Source organism: Cellulomonas sp. P4_H4 (genome assembly GCF_056400865.1).
Window position 1 is genome coordinate 26,071 of record NZ_JBFUKL010000005.1, and the last position, 22,024, is coordinate 48,094.

Here is a 22,024-nt window from a genome sequence, read left to right on the forward strand (position 1 = left end):
GGACGAGGGAGGCGTCGATGGTCGGTCGCGCCCTTCCAGGCGATCGGGTGACAGGACTACTGCCGGGGTCCGCACGCGTCGATGATCGAGAGGTATCAACGGCTCGCTGCGCCGTCAGCCGGACGGTCCGCGCGGCCCCGAACGAGGAGTCGTCATGGGAAGCAGCCCGCGGGCCAGGTTCGGGCGCCTCAGCATCGGCGCGAAGGTAGGCGTCGGCATCGCCGCCGCTGCGCTGGCTGTCGCAGCGGCCGTCCCGGCGGTTGCGGACGGGGCGAACGACGACGGTGGCGACCAGGTCGTCGTCGCGCCGACCGGTGAGCCGACTGTGGAACCGACCGTCGAACCGACGGCCGAGCCGACCGCACCTACCGACGACGCCGCGGAGCCTGCCGACGACTCGGAAGAGGATGCCGCGGAGGTCGCGGACGACGACGAGGCCGGCGACGGGGCGAAGGCTGACAACTTCGGTGCGTGGGTCTCGGAGCAGGCGCACGACGGCGGCGTGGACGGTCAGGCGATCTCCGAGGCTGCGCACCAGCGCAACGACGAGCGCCGCGCCGACAAGGCGGCTGCCAAGGCCGAGGCGAAGCCGAAGACCTCGCACGGCAAGTAGGTCTCCGAGGCCCTCAGCTTGGACGGATCCACGGCAGGAGCCCGACGGAGTTCCGCCCGCACGACAGAGGATGAGCCGTCACTGTCCGGACTGACCGGAGCGCTCGTCCGGTGCCCGAACTCCCAGCACGTCGCTCTCGAGCGCCACGAGCGCCTTGCCGATGAGGCCGTGGGTGGCACTGAGGTATCCCCTGGGTTGTGGCCGGCGGTACTGCGCGCGTTGCTCCTCGTCCAGGTACCACGGAGGCGCGGACTTCGACAGCCGCCGGTCCACGGCGGCGACTCTCTCGACCGTGCCGGGTGAGCACAGCACCTTGACGCGCAGCAGGAGGAAGCGCACTTCGCCTGCCGCCGAGTCGTCCGTCGGCACCTTCCGAAGCAGCTCTGTCTCGGCCCGCTGAAGCACGGGCACGGCCTCGACGTACAGCTCGTAGCGCCGCTCCCGAAGCCACGCCTTCCGCTGCGCCCGTACGGACAACCAGTGGCTGAGCAGCGCGCCCACGACCACGCCGAAGAGGCCGACGACCAGGGTCACGGATGCCGACGTGTCCACCAGCTCAGGCTACGGATCGCTGGACCGGCACGGAACGGGTCGTGCTCGAGCCGTGGTCGGGGCGCTAGCGCCGCAGGAGTCCAGCGTTCAGTGCTGCCCGCGCACCTTCATCCACCGCGGCCGCCCGTCGGGATCCACGATGGCGTGGTACGCCGGAGCCGCGAGCAGGCGCTGCCACAGCGGCAGTTGCACGGCCGTGTGAGCCCGCAGCCGGCCGGGCGGACGCGGGCCTGAACGTCCGCCGGCGTGCCACGCGTCGAGCGCCGCCGCGCTCGCACGCAGGGCCTCGATCGCGTCGGCGGGATCGATCAGCCCCTCGTCGTCGTCGCGGTCGAGGTGCTCGCGCCACAGCTCGAGCCGGAGCTCGCGCGCGAAGCTCCGTGCGCCGTCACCGAGGCCCCCGGGATCGCGGGGCTCGCGTCCGTCCAGGCGCTCGTCGAGGATCGCTGCGGTGAGCTCGGAGTCGTGCGTCCACGACCGACGGTTGAAGTTGTCGCTCCCGACGGTGGCCCACACGTCGTCGATCACGCACACCTTCGCGTGCACGTACACGGGTTCGCCGTCGTGGTTCTCGACGTCGAGGACCTGGACGCGGTCGCCGCCCGCGGCGCGCACGATCTGCAGGGCCCGCGCGTGGCCGAGGCGCACGGGCGGCAGGCCGAGCCGGCCGTCCTGGTCCGGGAACCTGGGGACGACCACGACGAGGTGCAGGCCGGGCTCGCGACGGAGGGCAGCGGCGAACACCCGCGCGACGTCGGCCGACCAGAGGTACTGGTCCTCGACGTAGACCAGGCGCCGGGCTCGCCGGAGCGCCTTCGCGTACCCACGGGCGGCGCTGCGCTCGCCGGCGGGCGCGAACGGGTAGCCGGGCCGGCGTTGGGGGTAGGTGCGCAGGAGCTGGACCGCACAGGTGCCGGCATCGGGCGGGTCCGGAGACACGGGTGGCAGCACGCTCGGTTGTCGGTCCTCGCCGCGCACGATGTCCGGAACCGCCTGCCACGGGAGCCTGGACAGGGCGGCTGGGTCCTCCCACCGCTCCCGGAACACGTCCTCGATGTCGCGGACGGCGGGGCCGCGGATCTGGACGTGGACGTCGTGCCACGGCGGGCGGGGGCCGTACTGATGGGCGAACGGCAGGCCCTGGGGATCTCCGCGGTGGTCGGCGTCGTCGCGCCGGCCGTGCGCCAGGTCGATCCCGCCGAGGAGGGCGACGTCGTTCGCCGGCGTCTCCCGGTGGCGGATGACCACGAACTTCTGGTGGTGGCTGCCGACCGCGCGCACGCGCTGGTCGAGCAGCACCTCGCCTCCGACGTCGTTCACGCTGTCGGAGAGGCTGCGGTTCTCCTCGCTCGAGAACCGGAACCGGTCCAGGTGCGAACGCCACATCAGCCCCTTGACGAGCGCGCCGCGGCGGACAGCGGCCGAGAGCGCCTGCGTGACGGTTGCGCCACCGTCGGTGAGTTGCTCGTCGGGATCGCCGCGCCAGTCGCTGAAGAGCACCAGATCGCCCTGACCCGCCTGGGCCAAGGTCTCGGCGACGACTGCGAAGTACGTCGCGCCGTGCACGAGCGGTCGCACCTCGTTGCCGTCGGTCCACGGCCGGATCCGGGTCACGTCGTTGCCGCGCTGCTCCGCGGTGAGGAACCAGCCGAGCTCGGACCGCCCTCCGGCGATCGCCTGCAGGTTCACCCCGGACCCGGTCGTGCGACGCAGGTGCGACGTGAGGCGGTGCGCGGGACGTGCGTGGCGGTGCACGGGATCCAAACTTCCACAGGTGGCGGGTCGCGGCCACGCGCGAGATCGCCCGGGTGCATCTCCGCCAGCCGGACGTACGCTCGTCGGGATGATGCGTCCAACTGTGGCAACCGTCGGCGAGCTCCGCGCTTCGGGGCATGTGCACACGTCGGTGCGGGCCGAGATCCGCGCCAACCTCCTCGCGGCGCTCCGGGCAGGCCGTGACCCTTGGCCGGGCATCCACGGCTTCGACGACACGGTCGTCCCGCAGCTCGAGCGGGCTCTGATCGCCGGGCACGACATCGTGCTGCTCGGCGAGCGCGGCCAGGGCAAGACGCGGATCCTGCGCACCCTGGTCGGGCTGCTCGACGAGTGGTCGCCGGTGATCGAGGGCTCCGAGCTCGGGGAGCACCCGTTCGAGCCGATCACGGCCGCGAGTCGAAGGCGCGCAGCGGACGAGGGGGACGACCTTCCGATCGCGTGGCGTCGCCGGGAGGAGCGGTACGTGGAGAAGCTCGCGACTCCGGACACGAGCGTCGCCGACCTGATCGGCGACGTCGACCCCATGAAGGTGGCCGAGGGGCGCGCTCTCGGGGACCCGGAGACGATCCACTTCGGCCTCGTCCCGCGCGGGCACCGGGGGATCGTCGCGATCAACGAGCTGCCCGACCTCGCCGAGCGCATCCAGGTCGCGATGCTCAACGTGATGGAGGAGCGCGACATCCAGATCCGCGGCTACGTCCTGCGCCTGCCGCTCGACGTGCTCGTCGTGGCCACCGCGAACCCCGAGGACTACACCAACCGCGGGCGGATCATCACGCCGCTGAAGGACCGGTTCGGGGCAGAGATCCGGACCCACTACCCGACGGAGCTGGCCGACGAGATCGCGGTGATCCGCCAGGAGTCCGCGCTCGTCGCGGAGGTACCGGATCACCTGGTCGAGATCCTCGCCCGCTTCACACGCGCGCTGCGGGAGTCGAGCGCCGTCGACCAGCGAAGCGGGGTGAGCGCCCGGTTCGCCATCGCAGGCGCCGAGACTGTGGCCGCGTCGGCGCTGCACCGTGCGGCACGGCAGGGCGAGGAGCACGCGGTGGCGCGGCCGGTGGATCTCGAGACCGCGGTCGACGTGCTGGCGGGCAAGATCGAGTTCGAGTCCGGTGAGGAGGGCCGCGAGGACGAGATCCTCGAGCACCTGCTCCGCAGCGCCACCGCGGAGACCGTCCGCGCGCACTTCCGGGGCATCGACTTCGGCGTCCTCGTGGGTGCGATCCAGGGCGGAGCCATCGTGTCCACCGGCGAACAGGTCGCCGCGCGCGACGTGCTGACCGGCCTGCCGGCGCTCGGGGAGTCGGAGCTGTACGACGAGATCTGCGCACGGCTCGGCGCGACGAGCGACGGCGAACGGGCCGCCGCGATCGAGCTCGCGCTCGAAGGGCTGTACCTGGCTCGTCGGATCAGCAAGGAGTCTGGGGGCGGCGAGACGATCTATGGCTAGGCCCAACCGCCGACTCACCAAGCGGTACACCCCGTACGTCGACGGGCCCGACCCGCTCGCGCCGCCGGTCGACCTGGCCGAGGCGCTCGACGCGATCGGCGCGGACGTCATGGCGGGCTACTCGCCGGAGCGGGCGATGCGCGAGTTCCTGCGTCGCGGGGGCCGGGACCAACAGGGTCTCGACGAGCTGGCACGACGAGTCGCCGAGCGACGGCGTGAGCTGACGAAGGGGAACAACCTCGACGGCACGCTGCAGGAGGTCAAGGAGCTCCTCGACCGGGCGGTCCTGGCCGAGCGCAAGCAGCTCGCACGCGATGTCGACATGGACGAGGGCGATCGCGCCCTGGCCCAGATGCAGCTCGACAACCTCCCGTCGTCTCCTGCGGGCGCGGTCGACGAGCTCAACGGCTACGACTGGCGCAGCAGCGAGGCGCGGCAGGAGTTCGAGAAGATCAAGGACCTGCTCGGCCGGGAGGTTCTCGACCAGCGCTTCGCCGGCATCAAGCAGGCGCTGGAGAACGCGAGCGACGACGACCGGGCCGCCATGCGAGAGCTGCTGGCGGACCTCAACGGTCTGCTCGACGCCCGGAAGAGGGGCGAGGACACCCAGGAGCAGTTCGACGACTTCATGGCGAAGCACGGCGAGTACTTCCCCGAGCAGCCGACGAACCTCGACGAGCTGCTCGACGCCTTGGCGCAGCGGGCCGCCGCGGCTCAGCGCATGCGGAACTCGATGACGCGCGAGCAGCGCGAGGAGCTCGACGCGCTCGCGCAGCAGGCGTTCGGTTCGTCGGACCTCATCGACGAGCTCAGCCAGCTCGACGACAGCCTGCGCTCCCTGCGACCCGGCGAGAACTGGGGCGGCTCGGAACGGATGGACGGCGAGAACGGGCTCGGGCTCGGCGACGGCACGGGCGTCTTCCAGGACCTCGCCGACCTCGACGCGCTCGCGGACCAGCTCGCACAGTCCTACGAGGGCTCTCAGCTGGACGACCTGGACCTGGACAAGCTGGCGCGCCAGCTCGGGTCCGACGCGGTCGTGGACGCCCGCACCCTGCAGCGGCTGGAGCAGGCTCTCAAGGACTCCGGCACGATGCGGCGCGGCTCGGACGGCCAGCTCACGCTGACGCCCAAGGCGATGCGCCAGCTCGGCAAGGCCGTCCTCAGAGCGGTCGCCGACACGATGTCGGGGCGCCAGGGCGGCCACGAGGTCCGCCGCTCGGGCGTCGCAGGCGAGCCGTCGGGATCCACCCGGGAGTGGGCGTTCGGCGACACCGAGCCGTGGGACGTGAGCCGCACGATCACCAACGCGCTGGTCCGCGGGGCGCCCGGGCCAGTCACGATCCACATCGACGACGTCGAGATCCAGGAGACGGAGGCGCGGACGCAGGCGTGCGTGGCGTTGCTCGTCGACACCTCGTTCTCGATGGCGATGGAGGGTCGCTGGGTGCCGATGAAGCGCACCGCGCTCGCGCTGCACACCCTGGTCACGAGCCGGTTCCGCGGCGACGACCTGCAGCTGATCGGCTTCGGACGCAGCGCGTCGGTCATGCAGATCGAGCAGCTCGTCGGGCTCGACGCGCAGTGGGAGAAGGGCACGAACCTGCACCACGCGCTCCTGCTCGCCAACCGCCACTTCCGCAAGCACCCGAGGGCCCAACCCGTGCTCCTCATCGTCACCGACGGCGAGCCGACCTCCCACCTGGAGTCCAACGGTGAGGTCTTCTTCGACTACCCGCCCGACCCCGTGACGATCGCCCTGGCGGTGCGCGAGCTCGACGGCTCCGCGCGCCTGGGAGCGCGGACGACGTTCTTCCGACTCGGCGACGACCCGGGCCTCGCGCGCTTCGTCGACGCCATGGCCAAGCGCGCGGGCGGCACCGTCGTCACGCCCGAGGCGGACGACGATCTCGGCGCTGCGGTCCTCGGCTCGTACCTGAGCTCGCGCCGCAACGGCGCGTTCGGGGGATGGGGTCGCGACGACGACTGGTGAGGCTCAGAAGAACGGCCACGGGAACGCGGGCATCTGGCCCCGGGGCCCGGGGAACGTGCCCTTCCGGAGCAACCGGTCGCAGCGGGCCGCCAGCGCTGCGAGCTCCAGCTCGCTGAGCAGCTCGGACAGGCGCTGACCGAGGTCGCCGTCCAGGCGTGCGCGCACACGTGAGACGCCGTCGGACTCGTCGGGCTCCAGCGGCTCGCCGCGCCAGCCCCACAGGACCGTCCGCAGCTTGTGCTCGACGTGGAAGCTGACGCCATGGTCGACGCCGTAGCGGTGGCCGTGCTCCGTCGGGAGGATGTGGCCGCCCTTGCGGTCGGCGTTGTTCACGACGACGTCGAAGACGGCCATCCGGCGCAGCGCGGGGGAGTCCTCGTGGATCAGCGTCAGCGGCCGGTCGTCGTCGTCGATGCCCTGGAAGACGGCGCGCCACCCGGTGCGCGGCACGCCAGCCGCCGGGACGACGTCGACCGGGTCCTGCTGGGCGTCGGGCTCCTGCCAGAGCTGCACCATGCCCGGCCCGAGCGGGCCGTCGCGGAGGAACGTGAGCGGCACGATCTGCCACCCGAACGCCTCCGAGACCAGGTAGGCGGCCACCTCGCGGTTCGCCAGCGTCCCGTTCGGGAAGTCCCAGAGCGGCTTCTCGCCGGCGACGGGCTTGTAGACGACCTGGACCCCGCCGACCGAGGCGAGGAACGTCGCGTTCGAGGCGACGGTGATCCGCCCGACGAGCTCGAGCTCACCGGCGACGACGTCGACCTCGCCGCCCGTCACAGCTGCGTGATCGCGCCGCACTCGTGCCTGTCGTCGTCCATCGGCTGCCCGCACAGCGGACACAGCGGCCGGCCTGACAGGACGACCTGCCGCGTGCGCTGGACGAACGCCCGTGCGGTGCCCACCGGCATCCGGACCACGAGCATCTCGCTCGGTTCCGGCTCGGGTTCGTCGTCGGCGTCGCCGGTCTCGTCGAGCGGGAACGCCTCGACGACGACCTGCGCGGTCGAGGGATCCCAGCCCAGGCGCATCAACCCCGCGCGGAACTCCTCCTCGACAGGCTGGTCGAGCGGATCGTTGTCGACGAGCTCGACCGGGGTATCGGCGGGGACGCTGAACGGGTTCCCCTCGTCGGTCATCAGCTCGTCCAGGATCTCGTCGATCTTCTCGGCGAGGACCGCCGACTGCTCCTTCTCCAGGCCGACGCTCGTCCGGCGAGCGCCGTCGCGCACCTGAAGGTAGAAGCTTCGCGAACCCGGGCGCCCGACGGTGCCGACGACGACACGGTCGGGCCAGTCGAACAGGTGGACAAGAGTCGGCACGTCGCTCACCTTACGAGGTGGCCTCGGCAGCCGCCTCGGGACCGGCCCCGCCGCCGACCGGCGCGTCGCCGCCCGGAGCGGCAGCGCGCAGCCAGGAGAGGTCGCCCGAGTCCGTGTTGGTGGCCAGCACGCCGGGGCGGGTGGTGCCGTACCGGATGATCGAGAGCGATCCCGGGTTGACGGCGATGCGCTGGAAGAGGTCGAGGTGCATGCCCAGTGCGTCCGCGAGGACGGTCGCGATGATGTCGCCGTGCGTGACCGCGACCCACACCGCACCGGCTCCGTGCTCGGCCTCGAGTGCCGCGTCGTGCCGTCGGATCGCCGCCACCGACCGCGCCTGCATGGCGGCCATCGACTCGCCTCCCGGGAACACGGCCTCGGACGGCTTGGTCTGCACCACCGACCACAGCGGCTCCTGGGCGAGCTCGCGCAGCGGGCGACCCTGCCACTGCCCGTAGTCGGCCTCGACGATCTCCGGCTCGGTCTGCACGGGCCGCGGCTCGGCCTGGCACTCCACGATGGCCATCGCGGTCTGCTGGCATCGCTCGAGCGGGCTCGAGACCACCGCGACCAGCGGCACGTCGGCGAGACGTTGCCCTGCTCGCGCAGCCTGGGTACGCCCGACCTCGTCGAGGTCGACCCCGGCGGTCCGACCGGCCAGGATCCCCGTGACGTTCGCCGTGCTCCGACCGTGCCGGACGAGGATGACTGTGGCCATGGGTGGAGCCTAGGCAGGGCCGCCTAGTGCTCGTGCTTGATGACGAAGTACGAGCCGCGGATCGTGCCGGCGAGCTTGGACTTCTGCCTGGCGAACTTGAACCCCGCCGCCGCGAGCTCCTCGGGCACGTCCATGCCGTCGGACAGCTTGAACCCGACAGCACGCTTGGTGCCGTCCTCGAGGCCGTACATCACGTTGATGGACAGCCCCGACTCGTAGAACACGTAGGCCATCCGGGTCCCGTCGACGACGAACGACGTCGCCTCGAGGGGGCGGGACGAGATCACGAGGTCGCGCTCGTCCTTGAGGATGCCGTGGATCCAGTCGACCGTCTCGGTCGCCTCGCTGGCGGGCTCGACGGTGAACGTGTGGTCGAACTTGTTCTTGAAGTAGCGCGCCTCGTTGGCTCGCAGGCCGGCGAGCGCGTCCGGCACGAGAGACGACTCCAACCCTGTGGTGGACACCTCGGTGAAGTCGACGACGTACGACACGTGAACCCTCCCAGCGCGGATCTGACACAGGGAGACTAGCCGCCGACGTCCACGGGCCGGCCCCTTGCGACATCGCCCGCTCGTTCACGAGTGCGGCTTCCTTTCGTCGCGAGTGTGTATCGGAAGCGGGTCCCGCGGGTCCTCCCTTCACGGGAGCTACGGCGTCGATCGCCGGGCGGGGGTTCACGCAACGCGTGGGGAGAGCACGATGTCGATCTCGACGGAGACGCAGAACGATGCGAAGAACGCGACCGCTGCCCAGACGGCAGCGGGCGGGCGGACCGGGATCGGCCCGACGCCGGCGGTGATCGTCGCAGCGTCCGCGGCCGGGCTGGACCGGGAAGAGGTGGCGACACACGTCCCGACGCCGGTGCGCCCGCGTCCGCAGAGCGCCGCAACGCCGCAGTCGGGAGCCGCGCACGACCGGCCGGCACAGCCGCCGTTCAAGGGGATCGCGTCGTGGCAGGCCAAGCCGGAGATGCGCCGACGGGAGCTGGTGTGCCGGCTGCAGGAGTTCCGGGACGACATCCCCGACGAGGTCGCCCGCATGCTCCAGCGGAATCTCGATGATGTCGACCGGTTGCTGGTCGGGAGCGGCAGCTACGCGGGCCACGGGCCGGAGCGCGCGCAGGGGCCGCGCGAGTGGTTCACGGGCGCCCGGATCGAGACGGTCTGGCAGACGCTGCACGAGGTGGATCGCGCGCTCGTCATGTACCGGTCGCGCGGGGACCTCGAGGGGAGCCTTCGCGGGATCATCGCGGAGGCGGAGCAGTTCCTGCCCCACGACAACCGGCTGCTCGTCCGGGCGGTGGGGTGGTTGCGCACACCGCCCAAGGATCTCGACGAGTTCCGAGGCGGTCTGCGTGACCTGCTCGGGCAGTCCCACGCAGCGTCGGACGCGTTCCACGAGGCCGCCCGTCGGCTCAGGAACGCGATGCTCGGGATCACGATTCTCACCGTCGCGTCGATCCTCGTGCTGCTTGTCGTGCAGTCGCGGGTGCCCAGCGTGCAGCTGGTCCCGGCGCCGGACGGCTTCACGGGTGCGCCGTGGGTTCTGCTCTCGTTCGTCATGCTGGCCGGGGCCCTCGGCGCGTTCGTCACCGCGGTGCCGACGACGATCCGCGCACGATCCGGCGGGCTTCCGTACCGCCTGCCGATCCAGCAGCGGCTGCTGAAGCTGGCGGTCGGGCCGCTGCTCGCGGTGGTCGGGGTGATGCTCGTGGCCGGCGGTCTCGTCGCGACGACGCAGACGAGGGACGTGTCGCAGCTGCTCGCCCTCGCGGTCGTCTTCGGCTCGGCCCAGCAGGCGATCACGACCTTCGCCGACAAGAGCGCGGGAGACCTCATGGCGACGAAGGACGCGGCGTAGGTCTTCCGCGAGCCACGCTCTGATCAGCGCCTTGACGCCTGTGCTGGAGCAGTTCTCGTGGCTCGTCGGTCCGCAGCGCCGTGGCAGCCGCGTGGGAGCATCGTGGCGTGGCCACCCTGAGGCCCGACCCCGCGACGGCCGAGACCAGGCATCGAGCGGACGCCCGCCTGTGGCGTGCGGCTGCGATGTGCGCCATCGCCCTGTGGTCGGCGTACATGCTCGTCCCGAGCGAGCACGTGGCCCTGCGCGGCCTGGTGCTGTACCCGATCGCCGACGCTGCGGCCGCCGTCGCGATCGTCTACGGGGTCCGGCGGTACCGGCCACGAGCGCCTGTCGCGTGGCTTCTGATCGCCGGGGGGATCGCCTCGTTCACGGTCGCGGACTTCATCGTCGGCGTTCTTCATGTGCAGGGCGCGCGGTCGTTCCCGTCGGCGGCCGACGTCTTCTACCTCGCGGCGTACCCCCTGTTCGCGGCGGGACTGCTGGTCGCCAGCAGGGTCGGGTTCCGGGAGGGCAAGCGGGGCACGTTCATCGACGCCGGGATCGTCACGATCAGCGCGACGCTGTTCGCCCTGCTGCTGATCACCTCGCGGTACATCGAGGATCCGGACCTGTCCCTGGCGGCGGCGATCTTCGCCAGTGCCTACCCGCTCGCCGACGTGCTGCTCGTTGCCGTGGCGGTCCGGTTCCTGCTGTCCACCAGCTGGCGGCCACTCGCGTTGCGGCTCCTCACCGCGGGCTTCGCCCTCATCCTCGTCGGCGACGTCGTGTACAGCGTGCAGGGGCTCTACACCTCCGACGGCGACCAGCGCCTCGCGGACGCGCTCCTGCTCGGCGGCGTGCTCACGCTGGGGCTGGCCGGCCTGCACCCGTCGATGACCGCGCTGACCGCCGAGTCCGGCGAGGTGACCCTGCCGCGCTACAGCGTGCGCCGGGTCGTCTCGCTGTACCTGATCAGCCTGGTCCCGGTCGTGGTCCTCGCCATCCAGGCGCTGACGGGGAACGCCGGCTACGTCTGGATCACGCTCCTCGCCCTGGTGGCGGTCGCCGCGCTGGTCGTCACCCGCTTCGTGGACCTCGTCGGGCAGACGCTCCTTGCCGCCGAGCGGGAAGCCGCCCTGAGCCGCTTCGGCGCCGAGCTGCTGTTCCGTGCCGGGCGCGAGGAGCTCTACGCGGCCGCCCGGAGCGCGGTCGACGAGCTCGTCCCGGGAGGAAACGCGCAGGTGGTCGAGGCCGGGCCGGACCCTGCTGACGAGCGTGGCCTCTTCACCGCGCGGGTCGTCGTGGACAGCAAGGTGGTCGCGAGTGTGCTGGCCGACGAGCGGCTGACCGCCGAGCAGGGGACGCGTGACGCGCTCGTCACCGTCGCGCGCGGTCTGTCGCTGGCGTTGGAGCGCGACGGGCTCCTCGCCGCCGAGCAGGCGACCGCGGAGAGCCTCGCGGAGCAGAACGCGCAGCTGCGCGAGCTCGACCGCATGAAGGACCAGCTCGTGAGCTCGGTCTCGCACGAGCTGCGCACCCCGCTGACGTCGATCGGTGGGTACGCCGAGATGCTCCTGGATCCCGAGTTCGGAGCCCTCAACGAGGAGCAGCAGATGTTCGTCGAGGTCATCGACCGCAACAGCCGGCGCCTGAACCGGATCATCGACGACATCCTGTTCGTCTCCCGGGTCGACGCGGGACGGCTGTCGCTGGAACGCAGCTGGGTGGACCTGGCCGAGGTCGCCAGGGCGAGCGTGGACTCAGCCCGACCTCGGGCGGAGCATGGAGGGGTGACGATCGAGCTGACGGCGCCGGACGATCTCCCGCCCTTGTGGGCCGACCAGACCCGGCTCATCCAGATGTTCGACAACGTGATCTCGAACGCGGTCAAGTTCACGCCCGCAGGCGGCACCATAGAGGTGACCTTGAGCGGAACGGAGGACCTGGTGATCGCCCAGATCGCTGACACCGGGATCGGCATACCGCAGGGAGAGATCGACCGGCTGTTCGAGAGGTTCTTCCGAGCCTCGACGGTCGGTGCGGTCGACGGCACGGGACTCGGGCTCAGCATCGTGAAGTCCATCGTGGAGGTCCACGACGGGCGGATCGGGGTGACGAGCACCGAAGACGCCGGCACGACGATCACGGTCGAGCTGCCGGTCCACGCACCCGCCGCACACCGGTCAGACAGCGAGCCCGCGCAGTGAGCGCGGACGCGTCGTCGCCCCAGCCGGTGATCCTGATCGCCGACGACGACGAGGACATCCTCCAGCTGATCGCGTTCCGCCTGGAGCGCTCCGGCTACACGGTCGTGCGCGCCCGGGACGGTGCGGAGGCGCTGCAGGTGGCCCGGGAGCGCGTCCCTGACCTGGCCGTGCTGGACGTGCGGATGCCGAAGATGGATGGCTACGAGGTCACGCGCGCGCTCCGTGCCGACGAGGCGACCGCCCGGATGCCCATCATCCTGCTGACGGCCAAGGTGCAGGACGGGGACGTCCAGCGCGGCTTCGACGCCGGAGCCGACGACTACGTGCGCAAGCCGTTCAGCCCGCAGGAGCTGCGCTCGCGGGTGCAGGCCATCCTCGGTCGCCGGTAGGCACGCGTCGTGACCCTCGGCGCAGTCATCCTGCTTCTTGCCGTGGTCGGCGTGGCGCTGGTGCTGGGCCTGATCCTCGACCGCACCCGGTGGCGTGCGCGAGACCGGCGTCGGCGCGCCATGGCCGACGAGCTGCGGCCCCTCGCGATCGAGCTGGTGGACACCCCGGACGTCGAGCCTCCCTCCTTGGCCGGCGCCGAGGCGCGGGTGTTCGCCGAGCTGCTGGTGCGCTACTCGCGGACCCTGCGCGGAGACGACGACGCACGGATCGGGGCGTACTTCGAGGCGTCCGGTGCGGTGGACGAGGCGTGCCACAGGTTGAGGAGCCGCCGGGTGCGGCGTCGGGTGAGGTCGGCGTTCGACCTGGGCGACATGGCCTCGGCGCGGGCGGTCCCGGACCTGCTGCGCGCACTGGAGGATCGCAGCGCGGACGTCCGAGCGGCAGCGGCCAGAGGTCTGGGACGACTGGGAGCCACCGCCGCAGTCGCACCCCTCGTCGACGCGTCCCTCGCGAAGCGTGTGCCGCGAACGGTGACCGGTGCGGCGCTGCTCGAGATCGGCGCCCCCGCCGTGCCTGACCTGTTGACGCTGCTCGACCATCCGGACCCGCACTTTCGCGCCCACGTCACGGACCTGGTCGGGCTGCTGGGCTCCGCGACCGCCGCCGACGCTCTCCTGGCGGGGCTGCGCGACACGTCCGCGGAGGTCCGGCGCGCCTCCGCGTCCGCGCTGGGCCGACTCGGTGGCGCCGCCGGACGAGACGAGCTGATCGACGTACTGCGGGACCGGGTGCCGTTCGTGCGTGCCGCCGCCGCCCACGCCCTCGGTCAGATCGGCGGGGAGTCGGCCGCGACCGCCCTGCTCGAGGTCGCACGCCACGACGAGTTCGACGCGGCCTCGGAGGCCAGCAGGGCGCTGTCCCGGATCGACCCCGGGCTCGTGCGGAGCTCGGCGGCTGACCCCGCCGCGGGGCCGCACCTGCGCGAGGCTGCGGACAGGTTGGCCCTGTGACGCCGCTCGAGCTGGCGCTGGTCGCGTTCTCCATCGTGTCGTTCGTGTACTTCGTGATCCTCGACGTCCTGTACCTGCTGCTGACCGGCCTTGCGTGGAACGAGCTGCGACACACCATCTGGCGCCGTCGCTACCTGGGCCTCGACGAGGTGTTCGCCTCACCGCTCACGCCTGGGATCTCGGTGCTCGTCCCCGCGTACAACGAGGAAGCGGGGATCGTCGAGAGCGTCCGGTCGCTGCTTGCTCTGCGCTACCCGCAGCACGAGGTCATCGTCGTCAACGACGGATCGAGCGACGGCACCATCGCGGCGCTGGTCGCGGCGTTCGACCTCGCGCCGGTGCGTCAGGCCCTGCGCGACGGGATCCCGACTGCGCGCATCCGGGCCGCGTACGCCTCGCGGACCCATCCGGAGCTGCTGGTACTCGACAAGGAGAACGCCGGTCGTTCGGACGCCGTCAACGCGGGGGTCAACGCGGCTCGACACCCGTACGTCTGCATGATCGACGCGGACTCCCTGCTCGAGCACGACGCGCTCCTGCGCATCGCCAAACCGCTCCTGGACGATCCCGAGGCGGTGGTCGCGGCGGGCGGGACGGTCCGTGCGGCGAACGGCTGCCGGATCGAGCACGGTCAGGTCGTGTCGGTGGGCCTCAGCCACAGCCGGCTGGCGACAATCCAGACCCTGGAGTACATCCGTTCGTTCCTGGTCTCGCGCATCGGGTGGGGCCGCATGCACGCGCTGGGGCTCATCAGCGGCGCGTTCGGCATCTACGACCGTGCGCTGCTGCAGACCGTCGGGGGACTGTGGACCGACACCGTCGGTGAGGACCTCGAGCTCACGCTGCGCCTGCACAGGTACCTGCGGGAGCGCGGTGAGCCGTACAAGGTCGTGTTCGTCGACGACGCCGTCTGCTGGACAGAGGTCCCCGAGGACTTCGCCACGCTCGGGCGGCAGAGGCGCCGCTGGCAGCGCGGCCTCTTCGAGTCGCTCCGGCGGCACCGGGTCATGATCGGCAATCCCCGGTACGGCCCGATCGGTCTGCTGGCGACCGTCTACTTCGCGGTGTTCGAGTTCCTCAGCCCGGTGTTCGCTCTGCTGGGCGTGCTCGTCAGCCTGGGGTTGTGGGCGTTCGGCATCGTCACGACGGGTTACATCGCGTCGTTCCTGCTCGTCTCCGTCGGGATGGGCGTGGTGCTCTCGACCGCGGCCCTGGCCATCGAGCTCGTCGGCTACGGACGCTACGAGAGCCGTAGGGATGTGGCGCGGCTGCTGTCGTACACGGTGCTCGAGAGCATCGGCTTCCACCAGCTGCACAACACGTGGCGGTTCATCGGGTACGTCGACATCGCCCGCGGCAAGACCGAGTGGGGGGCGCAGAAGCGCCGAGGTTTGTCCCGGCCGGCCGACGAGGAGTGACGGCGACCGTCCTACGCGCGCAGGGCCATGGTGCTCGCGCTGATCGGGGACGGCAGCTCGGAGCGCCCTGTGAGGAACCGGTCGACGGAGGCGGCCGTCGATCGCCCCTCGGCGATCGCCCACACGACCAGGGACTGACCGCGCCCGCAGTCGCCCGCGACGAACACCCCGGGGGTCGTCGTCGCGAAGTCGTCCCCGCGGACGAACGAGCCGCGCCCGTCCGTCGCGAGCCCGAGCTGCTCGCCGAGCCCCTCACGCTCCGGCCCGACGAAGCCGAGCGCCAGCACGACGAGCTGCGCCGGAAGCACCCGCTCCGTGCCGGCGACCGGCTCGAACCGTCCACCGACCTGCTCGACGTCGACGATCTGCAAGCCCTCGACGCGACCGTCGTCGTCGCCGAGGAGCGTCAGCGTGCTCACGGCGAACACCCGCTCGCCACCCTCCTCGTGCGAGGACGAGACGCGGAAGATCGTCGGGTACGTCGGCCACGGCTGCTCGACCGGGCGGTCGCGCGACGGCTCGGCGAGGATCTCGAGCTGGGTGATGGAGCGGGCGCCCTGGCGGACGGCGGTCCCGACGCAGTCCGCGCCGGTGTCGCCGCCGCCGATGACGACGATGTCGAGGCCGGTCGCCACCGGAGCCTCGGGTACCGGCTCGCCCAGCGCCGCGTGGTTCGCGGGGACGAGGTAGTCCATCGCGGGCATCACGCCCCGCAGGTCACGGCCGGGCACGGGCAGGTCGCGCGGGAGCGTCGAGCCCGTGGTCACGACGACGGCGTCGAAGCTGGCCCGCAGGGAGTCGCCGGTGATGTCGCCCCCGACGTCGACGCCACAGCGGAACACCGTCCCCTCGGCGCGCATGACGTCGAGGCGCCGCTCGACGACCGCCGCCGGGAGCTTGTACTCGGGGATGCCGTACCGCAGCAGCCCGCCCGGGGCGTCCGCCCGCTCGAACACGGTGACGGTGTGCCCCGCGCGCGTGAGCTGTTGCGCGGCGGCGAGCCCAGCAGGCCCCGATCCGACCACCGCGACGGTGCACCCGGTGTGCCGGTCGATCACCTCGGGGTGCACGAGGCCCCGGCTGAAAGCCTCCTCCACGATGGACAGCTCGACGTGCTTGATCGTCACGGGCGGCTGGTTGATCCCCAGCACGCACGCGGCCTCGCAGGGCGCCGGGCACAGTCGCCCGGTCATCTCCGGGAAGTTGTTCGTGAGGTGCAGCCGGTCGGATGCATCCGCCCACTTCGCGCGCCACGTCAGGTCGTTCCACTCCGGCATGAGGTTGCCCAGCGGGCACGCGTGGTGGCAGAACGGCACGCCGCAGTCCATGCACCGCCCGGCCTGGCGGTGCAGCGACTCCAGTGCCGGCTCGTCGCCGACCGGATGGTGGTGGATCTCGTTCCAGTCCTGGATGCGCACGGGCACGGCCCGGTCGGACGGGAGCTCGCGGTCACGGGTTCGCAGGAAGCCCCGGGGGTCGGCCATGGTCGGGACTGTATCGGCGACCTCCGGACGGACATACGGTCCTAGGTCCCTTTCGAGACGTCCCCCTCGGCCGATCGTCCGAGGACGCGCCCCTCACGCGGGGGCGAGGAGCCAGTCCAGCACCTGGTCGGCAGACCATCCGTCGGGATGGAGCTCGGCAAGCCGGTTCGCGCCGGTGAGGTCGGCGCCGAGGGTCACCATGGGCTCCTCGGGGCGCCCGTCGGGCCGGGTCTGGCCGAGGCCGACATCGGCCGACAACGCGTTGCACAGGCACACGCGGCCCGCGGCCTCCTCGACGGTCCCGCCCTTGCGGACGAACATCTCGACGGGCTCTGCCGGGCAGCGGAACCCGACGCGGCCGTCGTCCTTGAGGTAGGGCGAGCGCAGGAAGCCGAGGTCGCACAGGCGAGGTCGGGCTTCGCGGAGCGCGGGGTCAGAGAGCGTTCCGGGGAGCTGCGCGACCTTGAACGGGAAGCCGGTGGGGGAGGCGTCCGCGTCGGTGAGGACCTCGAGCTCGCCCGCGTGCAGAGCGGCCATGACCTGGTCGCGCAGGGCCTGGGTCATGCCCGAGTCGGTGCTCAGCGCGAAGACCGTCCCGACCTGGACGCCGGTCGCGCCAGCAGCGACCGCGGCACGCACGGCCTCGGGGGTGCCCAGCGAGCCGGCGAGCCAGAACGGCAGACCCACGGCCGCGACCTTGCCGAGGTCCGCCTGGTCTCTCGGCCCGAACACGGGCTGGCCGCGCTCGTCGCGCACCGGTCGGCCGCGCGGCGGGGCGTTGTGACCTCCGGCGAGGTGTCCCTCGATGACGAAGCCGTCGGGCCGGATCGCGGGGTCGCGCGTGAGGTAGCCGGCGAGGACCTCGCTGGAGACGATCGCGAGGAACACCGGCCGCTCGAGCGGCGGCAGACCGGGGCCGAGGAGGTCGGGCGGGTCGATCTCCACCGCGTGGTCGCCGGACGAGTCGCCGACGACGTCGACGGGCAGGCGGGTCGGGCGGTGGGCCGCGAGGTCGTCGAGGAGATGCGGCAGGTGGCGCGGGATCCCCGCGCCCACGAGCACGACGTCGACCCCGGCGAGCATCGCGCCGTAGGCCGCGGCGGGCATCGCCATCTGGATCTTCTGCAGGTAGTTGATGCCGACGCGGCCGTCGTGGCCCTCCTTGGCCAGCCACACCTCGACGAAGTTGCCGAGGACGGTCAGCTCCTGGACGGCCCGACCGGGACGCATGCTGAGCCGCTGCACCGGGGTGTACGCGACGCCCTCAGCCCGTCCGCCGGGGCGCAGGTGCCTCTTGAGGACGCGCTCGACGACCGCCCGCACCGGGAACGCGGCCATCGCACGGCGGACCGATCCGTCGAGGTCGCCGTCCTCGAGCCGGCGAGCGAGAACCAGGTCCAGCGCGGTGCCCGACACGACGCCGAGCTGCCCACGCCGCGCGACGGCCGACGCGAGACGCCAGGACGAGACGGCGACACCCATCCCGCCCTGGATGATCGTCGGGAGCGCTCGTCGCAGCGCCGTCATGGGCGGGGTTGTCGTCGTCATCGTGCTCTCCAGACCTATGGGGACGCAGGGCAGGTGGGGGCTAGAGCCCCATCACGTGCACCCCGCCGTCGACGTGCACGATCTCGCCGGTCGTCGCCGGGAACCAGTCCGAGAGCAGCGCGATGACGGCGCGGGCCGTCGGGTCGGCGTCGCGGACGTCCCAGCCGAGCGGCGCGCGGCCGTCCCAGCCGCCCTCGATGGACTCGAAGCCGGGGATCGACTTGGCCGCGGTCGACCGGACCGGACCGGCGGCGACCAGGTTGACCCGGATCCCCTCGGGACCCAGGTCACGGGCCAGGTAGCGGGACGTCGACTCCAGCGCGGCCTTGGCCACGCCCATCCAGTCGTAGACCGGCCAGGCGACGGTCGCGTCGAAGGTCAGCCCGACGAGCGAGCTGCCCCGGCGCATGAGCGGGAGCGCGGCGACCGCCAGGGCCTTGAGCGAGTACGCCGACACCTCGAGCGCGGTGGCCACGTCGGGCCACTGCCCGTCCAGGAAGTGCCCGCCGAGCACGGACTGCGGGGCGAAGCCGATCGAGTGGACGACTCCGTCCAGGTGGTCTGCGTGCTCACCGACGGCATCGGCGAGGCCTGCGAGGTCGGCGGCGGACGTGACGTCGAGCCGGACCACGGGCGCCGTGGCGGGCAGTCGCCGGGCGATCACCTCGGTGAGCCGCTGCTGGCGCCCGAACGACGTGAGGACCACCTGCGCGCCCTGCTCCTGGGCGAGCTTGGCGACGTGGAAGGCGATCGAACCCTCCGTCAGCACCCCCGTCACCAGGATCGTCCTGCCGTCGAGCAGTGCCATCGGCGTCTCCTACCGTCTCGGTGCCGGAGCGGTTCGACCGGCCCCTCGACGGTAGTCAGCCCTGTCGAAAGGGCCAGGGCCGTTCGGCACCTTGACGGATGAGCTCGTCTTCATCCGATGAGGAGTGGTCGGGGGATCAGCCACTTTCAGGGGGCGTCGTCCGCGAGCAGGTTGAGTTCGAGGCGGCGGAGGACCGCCAGCGCCGATTCGCGCTCGCCGGGGTCCAGGTCGCCGACGGTGTACCGCTCGAGGGTCGACCACAGGTCCTCGATGCGGGTCCGCAGACCGAGGCTTGCGGCGGTCGGCTCGACCAGCGTGACGCGACGGTCCTCGGCGCTCGAGGTGCGGCGTACGAAGCCGGCTCGTTCGAGCCGCTGGACGGTCCGAGTCATCGACGCCGAGTCGGTGTCGAAGAGCTCCGCGAGGTCGGCCTGGCGCTGTGGGCCGAACTCCCAGAGGTGCATGAGGAGCAGCTCCTGGCCGGGTCGTAAGCCGAGCTCACGGAAGAGCCGACCGGCCAGGGCCCGGTGGGTGCGGGCGAGGCGGAAGATCGCGTGGCTGAGCGGGCCACCCCCTGCAGCGCCGGGTTGCCTGTCCGTACCAGGGATGTGTGCGAACGAAGCCATCCGCCCATTCTAGCCGCAGAGATCTCCGGGGAATGGATCCGCGGATGCGGCGGTTACCTGTCCTGAACAGCAAAATGCCGTTCGTGACGCAGGGAGAATCGATGACCACCGCATTCGAGGCCGGCCGCATCGGCCGGTACACCACGCGCAACCGCGTGGTGATGGCACCCATGACGCGCAGCAGGGCCTACGGTCCCGAGGCGACCCCCACCGCGCTCATGGCGCAGTACTACGCGCAGCGGGCCGGCGCGGGCCTGATCGTCACGGAGGGCACGCAGCCCTCGGTGGTCGGTCAGGGGTACCCGGACACCCCCGGACTGCACACCGGGGCACAGGTCGAGGCCTGGCGCGAGGTGACCTCCGCGGTCCACGAGCGCGGCGGCCTGATCTTCGCGCAGCTCATGCACACGGGCCGGATCGGACACCCGAGCCTCACGGGGGAGACGCCCGTCAGCGCCTCAGCCGTGCGCGCATCGGGAACCGTCTTCACGTCTGCCGGACCGCAGGACATGGTCACGCCCGAGGCTCTCGACGAGGCGGGGATCGGTCGCACCGTCGCCGACTTCGCCCGAGCGGCCGCCCATGCGATCGACGCCGGATTCGACGGGGTCGAGGTGCACGGTGCCAACGGGTACCTGCTGCACCAGTTCCTCTCCACCAACGTCAACCAGCGCACGGACGGCTGGGGTGGCGACGTGGTCGGACGCACGCGGCTGACCGTCGAGGTGGTCCGGGCGGTCGCGGAGGCGATCGGCGCGGACCGCACGGGTCTGCGGATCTCTCCCGGGAACACCTACAACGACATCGTCGAGGACGACGTCGACACGACGTACCTCGCACTCGTCGAGACGCTCGATCCGCTGGGGCTGGCCTACCTGCACGTCGCCGAGGGTCCCGATGCCGGGCTGACGGCGAGACTGCGTGAGCGCTGGTCCGGCCCGCTCGTCCTGAACCCGGCCACACCGGGCGCGTGGACGGGTCCGAGCTCCCTCGACCGTCTCGCCGACGGCTCGGCGGACCTCGTGTCGTTCGCCGCCCTGTTCCTGGCCAACCCGGACCTGCCCTCGCGGCTCGCGGCCGGCGGACCCTTCAACACCCCCGACTACAGCACCGCCTACGGCGGCGACCACACCGGCTACACCGACTACCCGACGCTCGACGACGCCCGCGTCGCCGGCTGAACCCCCCCCGAAAGGACGTCTGTCATGAAGGCGATCGTCATCGAGACGTTCGGCGGCCCTGAGGTCCTTCACGCCGCTCAGGTCCCCATCCCCGTTCCCGGTCCGGGTCAGGTTCGGGTCCGCGTGCTCGCCGCGGCCGTGAACGGCATCGACGGGAAGATCCGGGCGGGTTTCATGCCCGGCCCTGACCTCCCGGCAGTCCTCGGCATCGAGATCGCGGGCACCGTCGACTCGCTCGGTGTCGGGGTGGCCGATGTCGTCGTCGGCGACACCGTTGCAGGGTGGGCGGACGCTCCCGCGGGCGGGTACGCCGAGCTGGCACTGGCGAGCACGTACGCGCGGGTGCCGGAGGCGCTCGACCCGGTCGACGCCGTCACGGTCCCCGTGGCCGGCGAGACGGCACAGCGCGTGCTCCGAGAGCTCGCGGTCCAGCCCGGCGAGACGCTGCTGGTGCACGGTGCGAGCGGGTCGGTCGGCGAGATGGCGACGCAGCTGGCGGTCGCTGCCGGCGTGCGCGTCATCGGTACCGCCTCGGCCAGGCACCAGGCACGGGTCGCGTCTCTCGGTGCGACTCCCACGACCTACGGGACAGGCCTCGTCGAACGGGTGCGCGCGCTGGCTCCCGAGGGTGTCGACGCCGTGCTCGACACGACCGGCCGGGGTGTGCTGCCCGACTCCGTCGAGCTGCGAGGTGGCACGACCCGGATCGTCACGATCGCAGACCCGGCGGCGTTCACGCTCGGGATCGCCTTCAGCTCGACGTCTCAGCGGTCCGCGGCTGCGCTGGCGGACCTGCTCGGACGGCGCGCCCGCGGCGAGCTGACGACCACGACGGGAGGTGTGCACCCGCTGGAGGACGTGGTGCGAGCGGCCGAGCTGAGCGACGCCGGGCAGGCAGGTGGAAAGCTCGTCCTGGTGCCCTGAGTAGACGACGTCGTCCCGCCTCTTCCCCGACCGTGGGGAGCCTGGAGGTCGGGGCGGCGTCGCCGGGCCTTGCACAGTCTCGGGAGAGCGGACCCTGCCCCCTGACGGTCTCGTTCCTTGACCTCACCCGGTGGGGCTCTTATCGTTTCGCCACCAACGAGC

The 22,024-nt window shown here is 71.8% G+C and carries 20 protein-coding genes; 10 read left to right on the forward strand and 10 right to left on the reverse strand.

Annotated elements, in window-relative coordinates; genetic code table 11:
- Positions 1-154 precede the first annotated feature (154 nt).
- The gene (locus AC1DPN_RS14635) at positions 155-613 is read left to right on the forward strand and encodes a hypothetical protein (protein ID WP_477085499.1); all 459 of its coding nucleotides are present in this window, start codon (positions 155-157) and stop codon (positions 611-613) included.
- Between the two features lie 78 nt (positions 614-691).
- On the opposite strand, the gene AC1DPN_RS14640 is transcribed toward AC1DPN_RS14635, so the two are convergent.
- Together AC1DPN_RS14640 and AC1DPN_RS14645 are read right to left on the reverse strand one after the other, a co-directional pair.
- Positions 692-1,165, reverse strand: coding sequence for a hypothetical protein (locus AC1DPN_RS14640; RefSeq protein WP_477085500.1), 474 nt, complete (start codon positions 1,163-1,165; stop codon positions 692-694).
- Positions 1,166-1,252: 87 nt separating this feature from the next.
- Complete coding sequence (locus AC1DPN_RS14645) at positions 1,253-2,920, reverse strand: phospholipase D family protein (protein ID WP_477085501.1); 1,668 nt, start codon at positions 2,918-2,920, stop codon at positions 1,253-1,255.
- Positions 2,921-3,008: 88 nt separating this feature from the next.
- On the opposite strand from AC1DPN_RS14645, the gene AC1DPN_RS14650 reads away from it, so the two are divergent.
- Both AC1DPN_RS14650 and AC1DPN_RS14655 read left to right on the forward strand, forming a co-directional pair.
- Positions 3,009-4,394 (forward strand): MoxR family ATPase, encoded by a 1,386-nt coding sequence (locus AC1DPN_RS14650; RefSeq protein WP_477085502.1) that lies wholly within the window; start codon positions 3,009-3,011, stop codon positions 4,392-4,394.
- Complete coding sequence (locus AC1DPN_RS14655) at positions 4,387-6,387, forward strand: vWA domain-containing protein (protein ID WP_477085503.1); 2,001 nt, start codon at positions 4,387-4,389, stop codon at positions 6,385-6,387. The genes AC1DPN_RS14650 and AC1DPN_RS14655 overlap by 8 nt, the downstream gene beginning before the upstream one ends.
- 3 nt (positions 6,388-6,390) lie before the next feature.
- Here the strand turns inward: AC1DPN_RS14655 and AC1DPN_RS14660 are convergent, their stop codons facing one another.
- From AC1DPN_RS14660 to AC1DPN_RS14675, 4 genes are read right to left on the reverse strand one after another with little or no spacing between them, the layout of a single operon-like run.
- Complete coding sequence (locus AC1DPN_RS14660; RefSeq protein ID WP_477085504.1) at positions 6,391-7,164, reverse strand: SCO1664 family protein; 774 nt, start codon at positions 7,162-7,164, stop codon at positions 6,391-6,393.
- Positions 7,161-7,706 carry a DUF3090 domain-containing protein gene (locus AC1DPN_RS14665; RefSeq protein ID WP_477085505.1) on the reverse strand — a complete coding sequence of 182 codons (546 nt, stop codon included), beginning with the start codon at positions 7,704-7,706 and terminating at the stop codon, positions 7,161-7,163. The genes AC1DPN_RS14660 and AC1DPN_RS14665 overlap by 4 nt, the downstream gene beginning before the upstream one ends.
- A gap of 10 nt (positions 7,707-7,716) precedes the next feature.
- Complete coding sequence (locus tag AC1DPN_RS14670) at positions 7,717-8,424, reverse strand: histidine phosphatase family protein (RefSeq protein WP_477085506.1); 708 nt, start codon at positions 8,422-8,424, stop codon at positions 7,717-7,719.
- 23 nt (positions 8,425-8,447) lie between these two features.
- Positions 8,448-8,915: a phage tail protein gene (locus AC1DPN_RS14675; RefSeq protein WP_477085507.1), complete on the reverse strand. Its 468-nt coding sequence runs from the start codon at positions 8,913-8,915 to the stop codon at positions 8,448-8,450.
- A 208-nt stretch (positions 8,916-9,123) separates the two neighbouring features.
- Between AC1DPN_RS14675 and AC1DPN_RS14680 the strand changes: the two genes are divergently transcribed.
- From AC1DPN_RS14680 to AC1DPN_RS14700, 5 genes are all read left to right on the forward strand, one after another.
- Positions 9,124-10,284, forward strand: a complete 1,161-nt coding sequence (locus AC1DPN_RS14680; RefSeq protein WP_477085508.1) for a hypothetical protein — start codon at positions 9,124-9,126, stop codon at positions 10,282-10,284.
- A 107-nt stretch (positions 10,285-10,391) separates the two neighbouring features.
- Entirely contained in the window at positions 10,392-12,473 is a 2,082-nt protein-coding gene (locus AC1DPN_RS14685; RefSeq protein ID WP_477085509.1) for a sensor histidine kinase, read from the forward strand.
- Complete coding sequence (locus AC1DPN_RS14690; protein ID WP_477085510.1) at positions 12,470-12,862, forward strand: response regulator transcription factor; 393 nt, start codon at positions 12,470-12,472, stop codon at positions 12,860-12,862. The genes AC1DPN_RS14685 and AC1DPN_RS14690 overlap by 4 nt, the downstream gene beginning before the upstream one ends.
- A 9-nt stretch (positions 12,863-12,871) precedes the next feature.
- Entirely contained in the window at positions 12,872-13,873 is a 1,002-nt protein-coding gene (locus tag AC1DPN_RS14695) for a HEAT repeat domain-containing protein (protein WP_477085511.1), read from the forward strand.
- Entirely contained in the window at positions 13,870-15,291 is a 1,422-nt protein-coding gene (locus tag AC1DPN_RS14700; protein WP_477085512.1) for a glycosyltransferase family 2 protein, read from the forward strand. Before AC1DPN_RS14695 ends, AC1DPN_RS14700 begins: the two co-directional genes overlap by 4 nt.
- A gap of 11 nt (positions 15,292-15,302) precedes the next feature.
- Here the strand turns inward: AC1DPN_RS14700 and AC1DPN_RS14705 are convergent, their stop codons facing one another.
- The 4 genes from AC1DPN_RS14705 to AC1DPN_RS14720 all read right to left on the reverse strand — a co-directional run bounded on the left by AC1DPN_RS14705 (position 15,303) and on the right by AC1DPN_RS14720 (position 19,757).
- Complete coding sequence (locus AC1DPN_RS14705; protein WP_477085513.1) at positions 15,303-16,775, reverse strand: glutamate synthase subunit beta; 1,473 nt, start codon at positions 16,773-16,775, stop codon at positions 15,303-15,305.
- Between the two features lie 93 nt (positions 16,776-16,868).
- On the reverse strand, positions 16,869-18,323 hold the full coding sequence (locus tag AC1DPN_RS14710; RefSeq protein ID WP_477085514.1) for a nitronate monooxygenase: 1,455 nt from the start codon (positions 18,321-18,323) through the stop codon (positions 16,869-16,871).
- Between the two features lie 40 nt (positions 18,324-18,363).
- On the reverse strand, positions 18,364-19,131 hold the full coding sequence (fabI, locus tag AC1DPN_RS14715; protein WP_477085515.1) for an enoyl-ACP reductase FabI: 768 nt from the start codon (positions 19,129-19,131) through the stop codon (positions 18,364-18,366).
- A gap of 146 nt (positions 19,132-19,277) precedes the next feature.
- Positions 19,278-19,757: a MarR family winged helix-turn-helix transcriptional regulator gene (locus tag AC1DPN_RS14720; protein ID WP_477085516.1), complete on the reverse strand. Its 480-nt coding sequence runs from the start codon at positions 19,755-19,757 to the stop codon at positions 19,278-19,280.
- A 101-nt stretch (positions 19,758-19,858) separates the two neighbouring features.
- Here AC1DPN_RS14720 and AC1DPN_RS14725 point away from each other — a divergent pair, with 101 nt between their 5' ends.
- Positions 19,859-20,938 carry an alkene reductase gene (locus tag AC1DPN_RS14725; RefSeq protein ID WP_477085517.1) on the forward strand — a complete coding sequence of 360 codons (1,080 nt, stop codon included), beginning with the start codon at positions 19,859-19,861 and terminating at the stop codon, positions 20,936-20,938.
- 24 nt (positions 20,939-20,962) lie between these two features.
- Entirely contained in the window at positions 20,963-21,862 is a 900-nt protein-coding gene (locus AC1DPN_RS14730; protein ID WP_477085518.1) for an NADP-dependent oxidoreductase, read from the forward strand.
- Positions 21,863-22,024 lie beyond the last annotated feature (162 nt).